At 67.9% G+C, this 17,116-nt stretch carries 17 protein-coding genes and 1 tRNA gene; 12 read left to right on the top strand and 6 right to left on the bottom strand.

Annotated features, from left to right (window positions below; translation table 11 throughout):
- Positions 1-34: 34 nt before the first annotated feature.
- Both ligD (BC793_RS45205) and ligD (BC793_RS45210) read right to left on the bottom strand, forming a co-directional pair.
- Positions 35-943, bottom strand: a complete 909-nt coding sequence (gene ligD / locus BC793_RS45205; protein ID WP_109602815.1) for a non-homologous end-joining DNA ligase — start codon at positions 941-943, stop codon at positions 35-37.
- On the bottom strand, positions 933-1,874 hold the full coding sequence (gene ligD, locus BC793_RS45210; protein ID WP_170167358.1) for a non-homologous end-joining DNA ligase: 942 nt from the start codon (positions 1,872-1,874) through the stop codon (positions 933-935). The genes ligD (BC793_RS45205) and ligD (BC793_RS45210) overlap by 11 nt, the downstream gene beginning before the upstream one ends.
- Positions 1,875-1,937: 63 nt before the next feature.
- Between ligD (BC793_RS45210) and ku the strand changes: the two genes are divergently transcribed.
- From ku to BC793_RS45225, 3 genes are read left to right on the top strand one after another with little or no spacing between them, the layout of a single operon-like run.
- On the top strand, positions 1,938-2,843 hold the full coding sequence (gene ku / locus BC793_RS45215; protein WP_109602817.1) for a non-homologous end joining protein Ku: 906 nt from the start codon (positions 1,938-1,940) through the stop codon (positions 2,841-2,843).
- Positions 2,844-2,882: 39 nt separating this feature from the next.
- Positions 2,883-3,371, top strand: a complete 489-nt coding sequence (locus BC793_RS45220; RefSeq protein ID WP_109602832.1) for an NUDIX domain-containing protein — start codon at positions 2,883-2,885, stop codon at positions 3,369-3,371.
- Positions 3,372-3,425: 54 nt separating this feature from the next.
- Complete coding sequence (locus tag BC793_RS45225) at positions 3,426-4,730, top strand: MFS transporter (protein ID WP_239170698.1); 1,305 nt, start codon at positions 3,426-3,428, stop codon at positions 4,728-4,730.
- Here the strand turns inward: BC793_RS45225 and BC793_RS45230 are convergent.
- Positions 4,723-5,481: a hypothetical protein gene (locus BC793_RS45230; RefSeq protein ID WP_109602818.1), complete on the bottom strand. Its 759-nt coding sequence runs from the start codon at positions 5,479-5,481 to the stop codon at positions 4,723-4,725. The two genes, BC793_RS45225 and BC793_RS45230, sit on opposite strands and share 8 nt — an antisense overlap.
- A 235-nt stretch (positions 5,482-5,716) precedes the next feature.
- Positions 5,717-6,175 (bottom strand): DUF2231 domain-containing protein, encoded by a 459-nt coding sequence (locus tag BC793_RS45235; protein ID WP_109602819.1) that lies wholly within the window; start codon positions 6,173-6,175, stop codon positions 5,717-5,719.
- A 410-nt stretch (positions 6,176-6,585) separates the two neighbouring features.
- Between BC793_RS45235 and BC793_RS45240 the strand changes: the two genes are divergently transcribed.
- From BC793_RS45240 to BC793_RS45270, 7 genes are all read left to right on the top strand, one after another.
- Positions 6,586-7,023, top strand: coding sequence for a DUF6232 family protein (locus tag BC793_RS45240; protein ID WP_109602820.1), 438 nt, complete (start codon positions 6,586-6,588; stop codon positions 7,021-7,023).
- 148 nt (positions 7,024-7,171) lie between these two features.
- The gene (locus BC793_RS45245) at positions 7,172-8,110 is read left to right on the top strand and encodes a helix-turn-helix domain-containing protein (protein WP_239170699.1); all 939 of its coding nucleotides are present in this window, start codon (positions 7,172-7,174) and stop codon (positions 8,108-8,110) included.
- 31 nt (positions 8,111-8,141) lie between these two features.
- Positions 8,142-8,336 carry a DUF397 domain-containing protein gene (locus tag BC793_RS45250; RefSeq protein ID WP_109602821.1) on the top strand — a complete coding sequence of 65 codons (195 nt, stop codon included), beginning with the start codon at positions 8,142-8,144 and terminating at the stop codon, positions 8,334-8,336.
- 214 nt (positions 8,337-8,550) lie between these two features.
- Positions 8,551-8,748: a DUF397 domain-containing protein gene (locus BC793_RS52610; RefSeq protein ID WP_109602822.1), complete on the top strand. Its 198-nt coding sequence runs from the start codon at positions 8,551-8,553 to the stop codon at positions 8,746-8,748.
- A gap of 59 nt (positions 8,749-8,807) precedes the next feature.
- Positions 8,808-9,329, top strand: coding sequence for a DUF6226 family protein (locus tag BC793_RS45260; RefSeq protein ID WP_109602835.1), 522 nt, complete (start codon positions 8,808-8,810; stop codon positions 9,327-9,329).
- Between the two features lie 126 nt (positions 9,330-9,455).
- Positions 9,456-10,631 (top strand): MFS transporter, encoded by a 1,176-nt coding sequence (locus BC793_RS45265; RefSeq protein WP_239170701.1) that lies wholly within the window; start codon positions 9,456-9,458, stop codon positions 10,629-10,631.
- Positions 10,632-10,798: 167 nt separating this feature from the next.
- Positions 10,799-11,533 carry an LPXTG cell wall anchor domain-containing protein gene (locus BC793_RS45270; protein ID WP_109602836.1) on the top strand — a complete coding sequence of 245 codons (735 nt, stop codon included), beginning with the start codon at positions 10,799-10,801 and terminating at the stop codon, positions 11,531-11,533.
- A gap of 48 nt (positions 11,534-11,581) precedes the next feature.
- On the opposite strand, the gene BC793_RS45275 is transcribed toward BC793_RS45270, so the two are convergent.
- Positions 11,582-11,655: transfer RNA gene (locus BC793_RS45275), tRNA-Thr, on the bottom strand.
- Between the two features lie 57 nt (positions 11,656-11,712).
- Here BC793_RS45275 and BC793_RS45280 point away from each other — a divergent pair.
- A complete protein-coding gene (locus BC793_RS45280; RefSeq protein WP_109602824.1) occupies positions 11,713-13,422 on the top strand; it encodes a metallophosphoesterase in 1,710 nt (569 codons plus the stop codon).
- A 34-nt stretch (positions 13,423-13,456) separates the two neighbouring features.
- Here the strand turns inward: BC793_RS45280 and BC793_RS45285 are convergent, their stop codons facing one another.
- Positions 13,457-14,311, bottom strand: coding sequence for a PSP1 domain-containing protein (locus BC793_RS45285; protein ID WP_109602825.1), 855 nt, complete (start codon positions 14,309-14,311; stop codon positions 13,457-13,459).
- Between the two features lie 686 nt (positions 14,312-14,997).
- On the opposite strand from BC793_RS45285, the gene BC793_RS45290 reads away from it, so the two are divergent.
- Positions 14,998-16,200: a collagen-like domain-containing protein gene (locus BC793_RS45290; RefSeq protein ID WP_146246753.1), complete on the top strand. Its 1,203-nt coding sequence runs from the start codon at positions 14,998-15,000 to the stop codon at positions 16,198-16,200.
- Positions 16,201-17,116: the final 916 nt, after the last annotated feature.

The raw sequence follows: 17,116 nt of genomic DNA on the forward strand, positions 1-17,116 counted from the left end.
AACAGTTATACACAGAGGCTGTGGCTGAAGGCAATCAGGCCGGCACCGGCGGCCCCGGTTCGAGCACCCCGGCGAGCAGGTCGCCGTGTTCCTCCGCCCGGGCCAGCGTCTCGGCCGCGCCGCACTGCCAGGACTCGGCCTCCCCGGTCGCCATCGAGATCACCTCATCCCAGGTCAGCGGGGTGGAGGCGGTCGGCTTCACCCCGGCCCGCAGGGAGTAGGGCGTGACCGTGGTCTTGGCCGCGGCGTTCTGGCTCCAGTCGATGAACACCTTCCCGGGCCGCAGCTGGCGAGCCATCCTGGCGGTGATCGAGCCCGGGACCATCGCGGCCAGCTCCTCGGCGACCTTCTTCGCATAGGCGCTGACGATCTCCGAGGACTGGGTGCCGGAGATCGGGCAGCACAACTGCATGCCCTTCTTGCCGGACGTCTTCGGATAGGCGGAGATGCCGTCGGCGGCCAGCCGGTCCCGCATCAGCACCGCCACGGCGCAGCACTCCTTCAGTGCCGCCGGAGCACCCGGGTCCAGGTCGACGACCAGCAGGTCGGGGTCCGCGCCGATCCGCCACTGCGGGGTATGCAGCTCGATCGCCGCCAGATTGGCCAGCCAGACCAGCGTGGCCAGTTCGTCGACGACCACGAAGTCGATGGTCTCCCGGCTCTTCGTGGAACCGGGCACCGGCAAGGTCTCGAGGCGGACCCAGGACGGCGTACCCCCCGGCTTGTTCTTCTCGAAGAAATGCGCCTCGTCGACGCCGTTCGGATAGCGGATCCGGGTGGCCGCCCGGCCCCGCAGATGCGGCAGCATGACCGGGGCGATCCGCGTGTAGTAGTCGATCACCTCGGCCTTGGTGAACCCGGCCGCCGGATACATGACCTTGTCCAGGTTGGAGAGTTCCACCTCGCGGCCCTCGATCTCGACCAGGAACCGGTCACGGGGCATCGTCGACACACTCCGATGGCTTCTTGTCCTCACGCAGCCGCAGGAAGCGGGGGAAGCGCAGACGGCGGTCGGGCGTCTGGTTGCCGTAGCGGATCTCGGCCACCAGCTCCGGGCGTACCCAATGTGCCCCTCGGGAATCCTCGCGCGGCACCGCGCCGGCAGCAAACGGTGAATCCGAGGTGGCGAGCGGCGCCAGCCGCGAGAGGAGGTCGCGCTCGGCCGCCGCGCCGATGCCGCCGCCGACCCGGCCCCGGAAGGCCAGGCCCGCCGGGGTCGGCACACCGATCAGGAGGCCGCCGAGCTTGCGCGCGCCGGGCCGCCAGCCGCCGATGACGTAGTCGCCGGTCCGGTCGAACTTGACCTTCACCCAGTCCGCCGAGCGGAGTCCGGGCAGGTAGACCGAGTCGGATCGTTTGGCCATCACGCCTTCGAGCCGGTTCTCCCGGGCGGCGGCCTCGGTGGCCGCCCCGTCACCGAAGGACGGCGGCACCATCCAGTGCGGCCCGGCCAGGTCGAGTTCCTCCAGGCGTTCGCGCCGGGCCAGATAGGGCAGCCCGGTGTAGTCCATGCCGTCGAGATAGAGCAGGTCGAAGATCAGGTAGCTGACCGGAAGCGTGGCCGCCAGCCGCGCGGCCTTCGTCTTGTCGCGGACGTGCATCCGCTCGGCGAGGGCGGTGAACGAGGGCCGTCCGGCCGCGTCGAAGACCACCATCTCGCCGTCGAGGAGCGTGCCCTCCGGCAGGTGCAGGTCGGCGATCTCCGGGTAGGCGGCGGTGACCAGGGCGCCGGACCGGGCGTAGAGGGCCGGCGATCCGCCACTGCAGAGCGCCAGGACGCGGACGCCGTCCCACTTGAACTCGTAGCTCCAGTCCGGGCCCACCGGCAACCCGCCCGCGGTCGCGAGCATCGGGGTGAGCGGTGATCCGGACACCCGATCACCATAGGCAAAAGCAATCACCTTACGCAGGCGTCCCAGTGATGCCATTCTGAGGACATGCGAGCGATCTGGAAGGGCGCTGTCTCATTCGGTCTGGTGTCGATCGCCGTCAAGCTCTATTCGGCGACCGAGGAAAAGGACATCCGCTTCCATCAGGTGCATCGCACCGACGGGGGCCGGATCAAATACCAGCGCACCTGCTCGGTGGACGGCGAGGTGGTCACCTATGACGACATCGCCAAGGGCTACGACGTCGGCGGCGGCGAAATGGTGATCTTGACCGATGAGGACTTCGCCGACCTCCCACTGAGCACGTCGCGCGCCATTGACGTGCTCGAATTCGTCCCGGCCGAGCAGATCGACCCGATCCTCTTCGCGAAGGCCTACTATCTGGAACCCGAGGGCCAGGCCGCGAAGCCCTACGTGCTCCTGCGCGACGCGCTGCGGGACGCCGAGCGGGTGGCCATCGTCAAGATCGCGATCCGGCAGCGCGAGCAGCTGGCCACCCTGCGGGTCCGCGACGACGTGCTGGTCCTCAACACCATGATGTGGCCCGACGAGGTCCGTACCCCCGATTTCGGTTTCCTCGACGACGACATCGAGACCCGCCCGGCCGAACTCGCGATGGCCAGTTCCCTGATCGACTCGATGGCCGGCAGCTTCAAGCCCGACGAGTTCACCGACAACTACCGGGCCGCGTTGCAGGAGGTCATCGACGCCAAGATCGAGGGCCGCGAGGTGGTCCAGCCGGACGAGGCCGAGGAGGCGCCGGCGGCGGCCATCGACCTGATGGCGGCGCTCAAGGCCTCCGTCGAACGCGCGAAGCAGGCCCGCGGCGAAAAATCCCCGGAAGGTACGGCCGACGCGCCCCCACCCGCGAAAAAGGCGTCCAGGGCGCCCCGGAAGAGCACGCCGGCGAAGAAAGCCAGCACTCCACGGAAGGCCACCAAGAAGTCAGCGTGACTAATCTTCTCCCATGGGAGTTGCATGCGGGGTGTCCCGATGGCGCTGACATGGGCGGAGTCCTACCTGGGCAAGGTGCGCGCGAGTATCGGCGACACCGACACGATCTTCTTCGTCGGTGCGCGCACCGTGGTGCTCGACGAGCAGGGCCGGTTGCTGTTGATCCAGCGGTCCGACAACCATCGCTGGGCGATTCCGGCCGGCGCCATGGAGTTGGGCGAGACCATGGAGCAGTGCGCCGTCCGGGAGCTGTGGGAGGAGACCGGCCTGCGGGCCACGTCCCTCACGCCGTACGCGTTCTACACGGCGTACACGTACACGAACGAGTACGGGCACACGTACCAGCAGGTGCTCATGACGTTCGTGGTGCACTCCTGGGACGGGGAGCTGCTGCGGCAGACCGACGAGAGTGTGGACGCCGGCTTCTTCCCGTTGGACGCGCTGCCCGGCCAGAAGTCGTTCGTCATCGACGAGGCGCTGGCCGACCTGGCGACCTTCCGCGAGACCGGTGTCCTCGTCATGAAGTGAGGGTGGCCTAAATCGCGGTGCGGCTCGCCGCGCCCTGGGGCAGGATGGCCCTTCGTGACCACGAAGCGCCGCCTGAGCCTGGATCTGTCCCCGTTGCGTACCTCCCGGGACTTCCGGCTCGTCTTCATCGCCGGCCTCGTCACCGCGTTCGGGTCGTTCATCAGCTACGTCACCATCCCGTACCAGGTGGCGAAGCTGACCGACGACCCGCTGATGGTCGGCCTGATCGGCGTCTGCGAGTTGCTGCCGCTGATCTTCATGTCGTTCGTCGGCGGGGCGCTGGCCGACTACATCGACCGGCGGCTGCTGGTCCTGGGCAGTGAGGCCGCGCTCGCGGTGATCTGCGGAATCCTGCTGATCAACTCGCTCTCCGACGAGCCGAATCTGTGGCTGCTCTACGTGGCCGCGTTCCTCACCGCCGCGGTGGCCGGTCTGCAACGGCCGGCCCTCCAGGCGATGGTCCCCCGGCTGGTGAAGCCGGAGGAACTGCCGGCCACCATGTCGCTCCAGTCGCTCAGCATGCAGTTCGCCCAGCTCGCCGGCATGCCGCTGGCCGGCATCCTGCTCGCCACCTTCGACCTGGCCTGGGTGTACGCGTTCGACCTGCTGACCTTCGCCGTCTCGCTGATCTGCCTGGCCCTGGTGAAGGCGGTCCCGCCACCGGTGGCCGCCGACCGACCGTCCCTGAAGAGCGTGGTCACCGGCCTGCGGTACGCGAAGTCCCGTCCCGAACTGCTCGGCACCTACCTGGTCGACATCAACGCGATGTTCTTCGGCATGCCGTCGGCGCTGTACCCGTTCCTGGCCGACGATCTCGGCGGCCCGAAGGTGCTGGGCCTGCTCTACGCCGCCCCCGCGGTCGGCTCCCTGCTGGCCACGATCGGCTCGGGCTGGACCGCCCGGGTGCACCGGCACGGCCTGATGGTCCTGATCGCCGCGGCCCTGTGGGGTGTCGGCATCGTCGGCGTGGGCCTGTCGGACACCCTGTGGCTGACCCTGTTCTGTCTGGCCTTCGCGGGCGCGGCCGACATGGTCTCCGGACTGTTCCGCATGATCATCTGGAATCAGACCATCCCCGACCATCTGCGGGGGCGCCTGGCCGGCATCGAGATGCTGTCGTACACCACCGGCCCGCTGCTCGGTCAGCTCCGGGCCGGCGCGATGGCCCGTACCGGTCTGGGTGTGGCCGGCTCCATCTGGGTGGGCGGTGTCCTGTGCGTGATCGGCAGCGTGGCCCTGGCGGCGGCTCTGCCGAAGTTCCTCCGCTACGACGGCGAACACGGCATGGCCCTGAAGAAGGCGGCGGACGACGAGTGGAACGCCACCGCCGCCTCCCGGACCCGGTCGCCGCTTACCTGACCTTGACCGCGTCGTACGCCGTCTGCGGCTGCCGGAACGAGTTGCCGTCGTAGACGACCTTCCACAGGCCGGAGTGGGTGGCCTTGATGTTCCTGCTGTACCTGCCACCGGTCCCGGTGGTGGCCTGCCCCTTGTACACGTACGTCCTGGCGCCGTCGGCCTTGAAGTAGAACTTCACCACGGCACCCTTGAGTCCGTACTTCGCTCCGTAGCCGACCGGGTCGGCCTTGAGGACGCCGCCGTGGGTGAGCGCGCTGTTCCGCTTCACCGGCTCCGGCGTCGCGTTGTAGGTGAGCGACGTCGGCCGCTTGACGTAGAACGTGGTGACCCGCTCGACCACGTGGCTGTTGAAGTCGTCGTCGTACCACTCCAGCTCGGTCCGGATGGTGTACCGGCCGGCCCCGTCGAGGCCACCGCAGATGAAGATCCAGTCGGTCAGGTAGACGTAGTCACCGCTGCGCGAGGTCTGGGACGGGTACAGGAAGTCGACCAGGTCGCCGTCCGCCCCGATGACGTCCGCGGAGACGTCGGCGTAGTTCTCCTCGGCCGTCGGGTCGTAGACCTTGTAGGTCACCTTCACCCGGTTGGCGCAGCCCGCGTCACCGTCGAGCACGACCGTGCCGGTGGACAGCGTGACACCGGCGAGCGCCGGAGCGGCCTGTGCCGGCGCGGCGGCCAGCGCCGCGGTGGTGAGCCCGGTGAGAACGGCCAGAGCCGCCGCGGCACCGCGGCGGACGAGAGACTTGCGCATGGACTTCCTTCCCTCAGCGAACGGACGGTTCCGTCCCGTCGTTACGCAGAGGGAATCCTTCCCGCACCCCGCCGTCACTTTCCAGATGCGGCGCGCACTTTCGACCTTGCGGAGGGGCGACGCTGGCCGAATGGTCAGACCGAAAGAACCGAAACGGCTTTGCCGCTTTCCCGGCCGGGCGAGCCGTGATCATCGGCCCGCCCGGGAACGCCGGGTCCGCCCTGCGGCGGATGCGTCAGTAGTTCCGGTTCCCGACCGCCGCGCGCGCGAACGCCGGGGGCCGGCCGTTGGCGATCTCACCACCGAACCAGGCGCCGAACCCGGCCAGCGCCAGGGCGAACAGCTCGACGGTGAACAGCCCACCGCCGACGACGCGGTCGGCGGCCTGCACCCGCAGCATCGCGATGACCGCGAAGGCCACCAGCACACCCACGTTGATCAGACTGCGCAGCGCACCGAGCCGGCGATCCTGCGAGCGGCGGGCGAACATCACGTCGGCGGCACCGGCCACGGCGGCCAGAGCCCCGCCGACCAGACCGGCGACGACGTTCCAGTACGCGAGGGCACCGAGGATGCTAGGACCCCCCAACAAATCCGCCAGGTCGAACATAACGGCCATAGCGAACAGGCCCAGTGGGAACATCACCAGAATCGGCTGCACCGCCTGTCCGGCGACGCTCAATCGGCTCTCCATTCGGTTACGCCCTTCCTACCTGCGCAAACGCAGGCTTGTAATGGCATCCGAGCTTGGCCTACCCGGTCGCTTCCGGGGGCAAACACGTAGGTGACCGCCGATGGACGACCGGCACCGACGTCGCACAGCTTGTACGCAATCTGCAACATGGCAGATTGAGTGATGGCGGAGTGCAGGGTGGCGTGCTTCACTTCTTGTAGGGCAACAAGGGCGAAGTTGAAGGGGAGAGACAAGCAACGGCACCCGGCGGCAAACGGGTGCCGTTGTCTGCCTCTGAGGCTCACTCCTCAGCGGCGGCTTCCTCAGCGGCGGCGTTCGTAACGACTCGAGCGAGGCGGGAACGGGTCTCTCGCGCCCATGGTGACTCCACCCCTTCCCCTCTCGCAAGAATTCGTGAAGAGGAGTTCGCCATGCGCACACGGATCTACTATCGCGGGCCGGACGCTCTGGTGTCCGACAATCGGTTCGTCTGGCACCCCACCGCCACGCCGCAGGTCTTCACCATTCCGGATCTTCGCAACGTCGGCCTGGTCCAGGCACCGGCCCGGGTCCGCCCCTACGCCCCCGTCTTCGCCGTGGTCGCCATCGCCGCGGCGGCCGCCGGCTGGATCCTGCTCCCGGATCCGGCGGTCTACGTCCTCGTCTTCCTGGCCCTGGCGATACCCGGAGTAGCCGCGCTGTGGCGCGAGCCAGGCCGCTGGGAGCTGCACGCGCAGTACCACGGAGTCGCCGTGGTGCTCTATTCGTCCGCCGACCCGCGGGTCTTCAACCAGGTGAGCCGGGCTCTGCGCCGGGCCATGGAGGACCGGCGCCGTACCTCCTGGGGTTACGGCCTGGCAGCCGCCTGACCTGCGATTTCGTGAGGACCTCTCGGGTGAGATTGCGAATTGATCAAAACCGCACCTTGCACCCGTCGTTCTGATAGGACAGTAATAGGATGTCCGCGACCTCGCTGGTTGCCACCTGGCAGGCAGCGAGGTGGCTTAACGGATTCCAATGATCACCGAGCGTCACCATAACTTCGACGATGAAGGACTCATGACCGAGGGTGACTCGCCGACGATCGCACGCCGGCGCGTGCGTCTCGCGCTCCGTCTGGCGCGCGAGCGAGCCGGGCTCACCCAAAATCAGGTCGCCGAAGCGATGGAGTGGTCACACAGCAAGGTCATCCGGATCGAGAACGGCGATGTCAGCATCTCCCAGAACGATCTGCGACCGCTGTTGGCCTTTCTCGGCGTCAAGGACAAGACGGTCGTCGCCGATCTGGTCGCTGCCGCGCGTATCGCCCGGACTCGCCAGCAGGCGTGGTATCAGGCCGCCGAATTCCGCGACACCCTCACCGACGGCATGCGTAAACTGATCGAGTACGAGAGCGAAGCTTCGGAGATTCGCTCGTACTCGATTTATTACATCCCGGGTCACCTCCAGACGCCCGCCTACGCGGAAGCGCTGATGTCCCGGTTCGAGGACGAGCTCTCCGCGGATCAGCGCACGAGGCGCATCGAGGCGAGGAACAAACGTCGCGAGGTCTTGGAGACCCGGCCCGTGACGTTCCTGCTGATGGTGGACGAGTCGGTGCTCCGCCGCACCATCGGCGGCCCGGAGGTCTTCGCGGAGCAGCTCCGCCACCTGAAGCACAACGCTGAGAACGGCTACGTCCGCATCCGGATGGTGCCGTTCTCGCTCGACGCGTCACTGACCAACAATGCCAGCTTCGACCTGCTTCAACTGGGCCAGGGCGAGGTGCTGTACCGGGAAACGGGTCTCAATGACGAGATGATCGAGGACCGGGAGACGATCGCGAAACATCGCGCTCGTTACGACCGGGTCTGGCGCGAGGCCGCAGGTGAGGAAGACACGATCCAATTCATCGAACGGCAGATAAAGGAACTGGAGCGCGGAAACACCGGAACCGCGTCGCCAGGAAATAAATAGATAACCGATAAACGTTTCCGAGAGGTCCCCGATGGAAGAGAACAACGTGCCCGCATGGCGGAAGAGCAGCCGCTGCGGAACGTCGACGTGTGTCGAGGTCGCGAAGGTGGACGACCAGTACCTGGTCCGCGACTCGAAGAACCCTGAGGCTCCTGCTCTGAGCTTCACGCAGGCTGAGTGGGACGCCTTCGTGGAGGGTGTGGCCGCGGGCGAGTTCCGCTTCTGAAGTCGTTCGGTCGCGCCCGCTCTGATTGTGGGGAGAATTCAGAGCGGGCCGGTCCAAAAAATTCACAAAACAGATTAATAGCAATAAATAGACGACGCATAACTCCCATTCGGTGAGGAATGCGTCATTTTTCATTTTCACTCATGTGACCGTCCGGCCGGTAACGGGTCCCTCGCCTAACGTGGATCCCGAACCGTCACGGAGGTGCACAGAAATGATCAAACCGACGGAAGAGCCCCGTTGGCGCCGAAGCGGTCGATGTTCACACGGCGCCTGTGTCGAGGTGGCCCGGTTGGCGGACCGGTTCCTGGTTCGCGACTCGAAGAACCCCGGCACCATCCCGCTCAGCTTCCCGGAGGAGCAGTGGGACTCGTTCGTGGCAGGAGTCAAGGCGGGAACCTTCGGTTTCTGATGACTCACCTTCCTCCGGTGGACCCCGGCGCCGCGGGCCGAGCGCGGCATACTGCAGTGGTGGACGGCAAACCGGGTGCCACCGACACCGACCGCTTCGCCACTCTGCACGAGGCGGCCGAAACCCTGCTGGACGAACTCTCCGAGCGCTACCTCGTGGAGCGCCGGGAGAGCAAGGAACCGCTCGGGCTCGACGACGCGCTCGTGCGGACGGTCCGGCTCATCCCCCGCATGCCGACCGCCGCCCCCCTGGCGGTCCACTTCATCGAGCCGGGGCTGGCGATCCGGCTCGGCCGATGGTGGATGGAGTCACTGCCGGCATGCGCCTGCGAAACCTGCGCCGAGGACCCGGCGATCCTGGCCGACCGGCTGCGCACCCACACCGACGCGCTCGTCGAGGGCGGGCTGTGGGAACGCGTACGCCGTGGATTGAGCGGGTCCTGGTTCGAGACCAGGCTGATCGGCACGGGCGTCAAGTCCGGCCGGGAGGGGCCGCTGTCCGCGGCCGGGGCCCGGGACGCCCGGCGCGGTGGTTTCGCCGCGCCGATCCAGTGGGCGCCCTGGCAGCGCCGTTCCCTCTGACTCTCGTCACCGGGCAGTCGGCCCGGCCGCCCGGTGATGAGACGCCCGTTACGACTCCTGGCGCATAGACGGAATCTCGATACCGTGAGCGGAGCAAACGCTCCCACAGCGACACGGAGTCATCGCTTGAGTACGGTCGAGACAGCCGACCTGCGGGCCACCACCCGATCGGTCTACATCACCTTCATCTTCCTCGGCGTCGCGATGGCCAGCTTCGCCGCCCGTATCCCGCAGATCCGCGACCATCTCGGGCTCAGCCCCTCCGGGATCGGTCTCGTGCTGCTCGCCATCGCGGCCGGGTCGATCACCTCGCTGCCGCTCGCCGGGCACCTCACCCACCGGTTCGGCTCCCGCGCCATGGTCGGCACCATGGCGGTCCTTCTCGGCACGGCACTGGCCGGCGCCGCGATCGGCTACCAGTACGGCGTGGTCCCGGTCGTCATCGCGCTCTACGTCTACGGCTTCTCCACCGGCGCCTGGGACGTCGCCATGAACGTGCAGGCCGCCGTGGTGGAACGCCGTCTCGGCCGGTCGATCATGTCCCGTTTCCACGCCGGCTACAGCGTCGGCACGGTCGCCGGCGCCCTGGCCGGCGCCGGCGCGGTCAAGGCCGGGCTCCCGGTCACCGAGCATGTGGTGATCGCCTGCGTCCTGGTCGTGATCGCGGTGGTCATCGCGGTGCGGGGTTTCATCACCGACGAGAGCAGCGCCGAGGACGAGGCCGGGAAGTCGGGTGGCGCCCTGGCCGCCTGGCGCGAACCCCGGACCCTGCTGATCGGCCTGTTCGTGCTGGCGTTCGCGCTGACCGAGGGCGCCGGCATCGACTGGATCAACATCGCGCTCATCGACGACCACGGCACCGACGCCTCCACCGGCACCCTCGGCTTCGCGCTGTTCCTGGCCGCGATGACGGTCGGCCGCTGGTTCGGGCCGAACCTGCTGGACCGGTTCGGCCGGGTGCCGGTGCTCCGGCTCCTCGCCGTCACCGGGCTGGCCGGCCTGCTCGTCTTCGTCTTCGGCCCGCACCCGGCGGTCGCCTTCGCCGGCGCGCTGCTCTGGGGACTCGGCGCCTCACTCGGTTTCCCGGTCGGCATGAGCGCCGCCGCCGACGAGCCCGCGCAAGCCCCCGCCCGGGTCGGCGTGGTCGCCTCGATCGGATACTGCGCGTTCCTCGGCGGGCCACCACTGATCGGTTTCCTCGGCGACCACTTCACGGTCTCCCGCGGTCTGCTCGCGGTCGCCATGCTGCTGGTGCTGTCACTCGCTCTCACCCCGGCACTACGAGAGCCCACCGTCCGGTAGCCACCGGGCGGCATCTTTCGTACCCCGGAGCCGGATTTCTTGTCCCGGATGGGCAGAGCATCGCCTGTCTGAGCGCGCCGGCCCGGCCTGCCGGGGCCGCCGCCTGCCTGTCGAACCATTGACTGTAATATCTGTCGGCTTTGGCCTTCAACGGGGAGAGAACCTACATGCTCAAGAAGATCTCAGCCGGCGCCCTGCTGGCGCTGGCTCTTCTGATTCCGGCGGCGCCGGCGGCCGCGGAGACCGAAACACCGGTGCTCAACGAGGCCTGCAAGACGGTCGAGCCCAAGATCTTCACCGACATCCGTGAGCTGATCACCATCGATCTGGACACCGCCAACGAGGCGCAGCTGCGGATCCTGGCCTACCGGATCCTGGACGCGGCCCAGGCCGATTCGTTGCCCGTTCTGCCCGGAGAGATCGATAAGAACCTGCGCGGCACGGAGGAAGACCTGCGGGCCTTCCTCAAGAAGGGCGTGCTGTCGACCTGGACGCATGATCTGCGGATCTCGGTGGGCTGGACGATGACCAACGCCGGCACCAACGTGAAGGCGGCGGCGAACAAGGCGCTCGACGACGAGTCCTTCGATGCGCTGCTGGCCTACCTGAACAAGGGCCTGTACGCCGCACGTGCGCTTGACTGCGCGTCGCAGCCCTCGCCCTCACCGAGCGTCACGCCGAGTGCCACGCCCAGCGCGACGCCGAGTGCCACGTCCAGCGCCACGGCGTCCGCCAGCCCCGCCGCCACCGGTGGCGAGGAGGGCGACGGCGGCGAGGGCGGCGGACTGCCCGTGACCGGCGCCAACACCGGGGTCGTGGCCGGTGCCGGCGGCGCGCTTCTGCTCCTCGGTGGCGCAGGCTTCGTGATCGGACGCCGGCGCCGCGCCCGCTTCGAGGCGTAGGCGCTCAAAAGTAGAACCCCCAGGTCGCTGACCTGGGGGTTCTTTCTGAGCCGCCTGACGGAATCGAACCGTCGACCTACGCATTACGAGTGCGTCGCTCTAGCCGACTGAGCTAAGGCGGCAACGATTAGAAAGTGTACTGCATAGACGGACACGGCCTCACCGGGGAGGATCGTTCGGTGACCATCGTTCCCCGGCACCGTCTCGCCGAGTCTGAGAACAGTGAACGGAATCGGCCTCGGAGCCTCGATCCGCAGGAACTCGGGTTCACCCGGAAAGGCCCGATCGGCTGGCTCGCCCCATTACTGCTGCTCAGCACCGGTCTGCGGACGCTGCTGCACATCCTGTTCGGGGCCTACCTGGACAAGCGGGAGTTGCAGAACTCGCTCGACGGTGACGTCTTCGATCACTCGGCCACCGCGACCGGGGATCTCTGGCTGGACTACGTGGCCGACCTCGGGGACGGGTTCAACGCCACCTACTCGATCGCCTACCTGCTGGCACAGGAGGAACTCGAGGTCGACGGTGAGCGGCTGCCCCGCGGACGGCTGCTGCTGATGGGCGGCGACCAGGTGTATCCGCTGGCCAGCGGGGACGGCTACGAGAACCGGATGAAGGGGCCGTATCGTGCGGCGCTGCCCGAGGCACCGGCCGGGGCGCCACGGCCCACGCTGTTCGCGCTGCCCGGCAACCACGACTGGTACGACGGGCTGACCGCCTTCCTGCGGCTCTTCGCCCGGCGTAAGGACGGCCACATCGGCGGGTGGCGGACCGAGCAGCGGCGGTCGTACTTCGCGGTGAAGCTGCCCGCGAACTGGTGGCTGTTCGCGGTGGACGAGCAGTTCGGGGCCTACATCGACGATCCGCAGCTGCTCTACTTCGAGCGGGCGGCCGAGCACGTCGGGCCGGAGGACCGGGTGATCCTGATGACCCCGTCACCGACGTGGGTCAAGGGCCGGCAGAACCCGGACGCGTACGACGCGGTCGACTACTTCATCCGGACCATCCTGGCACCCACCCAGGCGCAGGTGCGGGTGCTCGTCTCCGGGGACCTGCACCACTACGCGCGCTACTCCGGCGAGGACCGGGAGTTGATCACCTGCGGTGGCGGTGGGGCGTACACGCTCGGCACGCAGAACCTGCCGGACCACCTGATGGTGCCGCCGAAGGAGACGCTGACCCGCAGCAGCAGCCGCAGCCGACGCTACGAGCAGCGGGCGACCTTCCCCGACACGAAGTCGTCGTGGCGGATGGGCTGGGGCGTCTTCTACCGGGTGCCGCGGCGCAACGCCGGGTTCGCCACGATGCTCGGCGTCATCCACACGCTGACCATGCTGGCCATGGCGGGCGCGGCCAGCCAGGGCGGCAACATCCAGCGGCTGTTCAGCATCCCGCTGGTGCTCATGCTGGTGCTGATCATGGCGGGCACCGTGCTGTTCGCCAAACCGGACGGACATGTACGGCACTGGGTCCTCGGGGCGGCCCACGGCCTGGCGCAGATCGGGCTGGCGGTCGGCGGAACCTGGGTGTGGGAGCAGTTCCCGTTCCGCAACTGGCAGTGGCCCGGACCGTTGGCGGTGGCCGCGGTCGCCTACGGACCCCTGATCGCGATCGTCGCCACCCAGCTCCTGGCGCTCTACCTGCTGATCGCCGCCCGGTTCGACGTCAACCTGAACGAGCTCTACGCCGGTCAGGGCATCGAACATGCGAAGAGTTTCCTGCGCCTGCACATCAGCGCCGACGGGACCCTCACGATCCACCCGCTCGGAGTCCAGCGGATCTGCAAGGACTGGGAGGCCGACCCGGACGGCGAGCCGCACGCGCCGTGGATGCGACCGCGAACACCGCTCACCGTGCACCGCATCGAGTCGCCCGTCACGGTCGACTGAACCCGACGATCAGCGCGTGGCCGATCCGGACGGCTCACGCCGTGGAGTCGTCCGCGTTGTAGTGGGCGTCGTGCGCCTGGCGGGGAGCACACACCGACGCACGGCTGCACGAACAGCGGGAGCCGTCGGCGTCCAGCCGGACCACGACCGAGTCCTTGGGAACACTGTGCGCCACCACGCGCCCGTCACCCTCCGGAGTCGTCACGCGGGTGCCGATCGACGGTGCCGAAGCCTGGAACTGCTGGTAGAGCGGGTGCTCATACTTCAGGCAACACATCAGGCGGCCGCACGCCCCGGAGATGCGCAACGGGTTGAGCGGCAGGTCCTGATCTTTCGCCATACGGATGGTGACCGGCTCGAAATCGGTCAGGAAGGTGGCACAGCAGAGATCACGGCCGCACGAGCCGATCCCGCCCTGGACCCGCGCCGAGTCACGGGCGGAGAGCTGGCGCAACTCGACCCGGCAGTGCAGGGTGGCGCCCAGGTCGCGGACCAGCGACCGGAAGTCGACACGGTGCGGAGCCGTGAAGTAGATGGTGGTACGCGCGCCGCCGTTGCCCGGCTGATCCAGCACGTGATCGACGGTGACGACCTTCATCGGCAGGTCGTGGGCCTTGATCAGTTTCTTCGCGGCGACCTTGGCCTCGGCCTTGCGTTTGCGCACGGTCTCGTCCCGGCGCAGGTCCTGGTCGTCGGCGAGCCCGACGACCTTGGGAAACCCGGCGGTCTCCTCGTCGACCCATTGCGGCGCCCAGACGCACTCCGCCACCTCGGGACCGTCATCGGTCGGCACCAGCACGCGGTCACCGACAGCCGGGGTGAAACCGGCGGGATCGAGGTAGTAGAGGCGGCCGTACCGGTTGAAACTGACCGCGCACAGCATGCCCATGCGATCAACCCTACGACGGTTGGCAAGCCGTACCAAATGCCGGATTTGAACTACCCGCGCGGGTTGTCCCATAGATGCTGCGCAACCGGACTAATCGACCCTCGTTGGCCAGTCCCGTAGACGCCTACGTCTCGAGAGGACCAGCCATGACTCCCGCCCGCTCGGTGGCCGCCAGTGTCGTAGCACTCGGGTTGGCGGGCACGCTGACCCTTCCGGCACCCGCTTCCGCGGCGGCGACCTTCGCCGCCCCACAGACGTGCGACCGGCCCGAGCACTACGCCGCTCAATCCGCCGCCGAACTACTGCACATCGACCGGCTCGACCTTGGCCCGGCCGGCAGACCGACAACCTCATCGGGTACGACCGGAGCCGGCGCCCCATCAGCCCGGGAACACGCCCGCGCCGGCGGAAACGGTGTCAGTGTCCCCGGTGCCGGCGGGAGCGGCGCCCGCGAGGCAGGGAGCGGTCACGGTGGCGCGGCGCATTCGACCATCGGGGGCGTGGGGCTCGGGGAGGTCCGGACCGTGTTGATCGCGGACCGACCGGTGAACTCGGCCGGCGCGGCCCGGATACTGAACGGACGGGTCCCCGGATCCAAGTCCCGCAACGAGCTGGCACTGCAGAAGGCTCCGCCGGTCCACCCGAAGGCGGACACACGGCGTACCGGATCCAAGAAGTTCGGCCCGATGCAGGTCGGTGACGGCAGCCTCCGCGCACGCGCGGTATGGGCACACGGCATGGCCTGCGGAAATGCGACAGGCGACACCTCCTCGGCGGCGGCCGAGATCAGCCGTCTGACGATCGCCGGAGGCGGAAGCGCAGCACTGGTACGAGTACCGGAGAAGATCACCAGCCGCAGCGGAACCGCCCTGCGCCTCCGCGGCGGCGTCCCGCAGTCGACCGGTTCCGCGACCATCACCGCCGGCCGGATCAGCCTGGTCGACAACGAGGTCCGACTCCGGGTGCTGCGAGCCCCGGAACTGCGGGCCAGCATGACCGCAAAGGGTCAGAGCCGTGTCGACTACCAGCCCGCCGTCGTCGAGATCGTCGGCAAGAACGGCAAGAAGAGCCGATTGAGTACGGCCGGTGACCACATTGACATCACGCTCAGTGATGAAATGCGCGTGCTGGAGTCGCTGCCCTCGCGTCTCGACCCGATCGGGGACCTTCCGTTGCCACAGGTTTCCGGCCTTCCGATGATCAGCAGGCCTGAAACCACTCCCACCCCCGACACCAAGCCGGGATCCACCCTGCGGATCGCCCTCGGCGAGGTCCGCCATGCGAACAAGAACAACGCCATCGCGGCCCGGGCCACCGCGATCCGGGTGACACTGACGCGCAATGTGGACGCCCGGTCCGATCGGCCACATGACAAAACGTCCACTCTGGTCGCCGACCTGAGGATCGGCATGCTCGAAGCTGCGGCGGTAGCCCCGAGCGGCAAGGTATCCGGCCGGTCGAAGGGGTCTGGGCAGACCTCACCGCAGAACGGTGACCCCGGTCACGGCAACACCTCGGGCCGGGGAGGCACTCACGGCAACAACGGCGCCCCAGGCCAGGCCGACTCGATCGGCCAGAACGGCATCCCGGGCCAAGGCGGCGCGGTGAACCAGAACGGCGCACTGGGCCAGGGCAGCACGGTGGGCCAGAACGGCATCCCAGGCCAGAGCGGCACGGCGGACCGGAGCGGCACCCCCGACCACAGCGGCGCGCTCGGCCAGAGCGGAGCATTCGGCCAAGATGGCTCCGGTTTTGACACGGCCCTGGGTAGCGGCGCGCTACCCATCACCGGCCGCCGCGTGGTGTCCCTGCTGATCGCGGGCGCCGTCATGATCATCGCTGGTGCGGCAGCCGTAGCCCTGACCGCACGCCGCCGCAAGCGTTCATAACCGCCCGCCGCCGCAAGCGTTCATAACCGCCTGCCGCCGCAAGCGGGCATGACTGCCCATCGCCGCAAGCGGGCATGACTGCCCATCGCCGCACAGGTTCATGACTCCCGGTACTGCAAAGGTTCACTGCCCTCACCGCCGCAGGCGTTCATGGGCGCCGCGAGCGTTCATGGCTTCCAAGGCGCTGCAACCGTTCATGATCTCCCGACGCAGAGCACTTATATAACCCTGCACCGCCGCACAGCCCTTATCACCGCAAGGCGGGCGTCAATGCCACAACGCGAGGGTCATCCGCCTCGCACCGCGCGCCTCTGGCCCCGGCAGGCCACATTGGAGCGCGGAAGTGCGCCGGCCGTTAGCTGGGGGAAGAAGGAAGGTCGGCAGAGGTGTGCGATCGACCCCCGCACTCCTCTGCCACCACCCTCGGTGGCACACGATCTCGGCCGCTGCATCGACGCTGGTCCATCAAAGCGAACCCGCCAGCGTTTTCGTGCAAGGTGTCCCGGCTGAATGCCTGATATCAGCACACCCGCGAATCAGGATTGAATCACCGCCCGAGCAGGACAACAGCATCACCGCGGGAGCAGGACAGCAGCAGCACCGCGCGAAGGATGCACAGCGGCAAACCGGCGGAGAGCGGAACGGCAGCAATCCCCCGCAGCCAGGAGAGCTATGGCAAGGGTGGAACCCCAACAACGGCAGTGCAGTGGATCACGTGTGGCGAACACCGGGCGGCACATGGACAGGGTTCATGTGATGCAACCCGGACGGCGAACCACGGACAGGGTCGATCCGATGAACCGCAGAGGGCGACAAACCGGTGAGGTTCCCCCTCGGGACCGGACATCTCGAAACCAGACAGCGGTCTGGGGAAGGATGTTCCGGTGCCTCGTCCCTCGAAGTATCCCGAGCAGTT

The organism is Actinoplanes xinjiangensis (assembly GCF_003148685.1).
Taxonomy (GTDB): Bacteria; Actinomycetota; Actinomycetes; order Mycobacteriales; family Micromonosporaceae; genus Actinoplanes; species Actinoplanes xinjiangensis.

Coding starts and splice junctions, on each gene's coding strand:
- ligD (WP_109602815.1), bottom strand. CDS start 943: ATGCCCCGTGACCGGTTCCTGGTCGAGATCGAGGGCCGCGAGGTGGAA.
- ku (WP_109602817.1), top strand. CDS start 1,938: ATGCGAGCGATCTGGAAGGGCGCTGTCTCATTCGGTCTGGTGTCGATC.
- BC793_RS45220 (WP_109602832.1), top strand. CDS start 2,883: ATGGCGCTGACATGGGCGGAGTCCTACCTGGGCAAGGTGCGCGCGAGT.
- BC793_RS45230 (WP_109602818.1), bottom strand. CDS start 5,481: ATGCGCAAGTCTCTCGTCCGCCGCGGTGCCGCGGCGGCTCTGGCCGTT.
- BC793_RS45235 (WP_109602819.1), bottom strand. CDS start 6,175: ATGGAGAGCCGATTGAGCGTCGCCGGACAGGCGGTGCAGCCGATTCTG.
- BC793_RS45240 (WP_109602820.1), top strand. CDS start 6,586: ATGCGCACACGGATCTACTATCGCGGGCCGGACGCTCTGGTGTCCGAC.
- BC793_RS45245 (WP_239170699.1), top strand. CDS start 7,172: ATGATCACCGAGCGTCACCATAACTTCGACGATGAAGGACTCATGACC.
- BC793_RS45250 (WP_109602821.1), top strand. CDS start 8,142: ATGGAAGAGAACAACGTGCCCGCATGGCGGAAGAGCAGCCGCTGCGGA.
- BC793_RS52610 (WP_109602822.1), top strand. CDS start 8,551: ATGATCAAACCGACGGAAGAGCCCCGTTGGCGCCGAAGCGGTCGATGT.
- BC793_RS45270 (WP_109602836.1), top strand. CDS start 10,799: ATGCTCAAGAAGATCTCAGCCGGCGCCCTGCTGGCGCTGGCTCTTCTG.
- BC793_RS45285 (WP_109602825.1), bottom strand. CDS start 14,311: ATGGGCATGCTGTGCGCGGTCAGTTTCAACCGGTACGGCCGCCTCTAC.
- BC793_RS45290 (WP_146246753.1), top strand. CDS start 14,998: ATGCAGGTCGGTGACGGCAGCCTCCGCGCACGCGCGGTATGGGCACAC.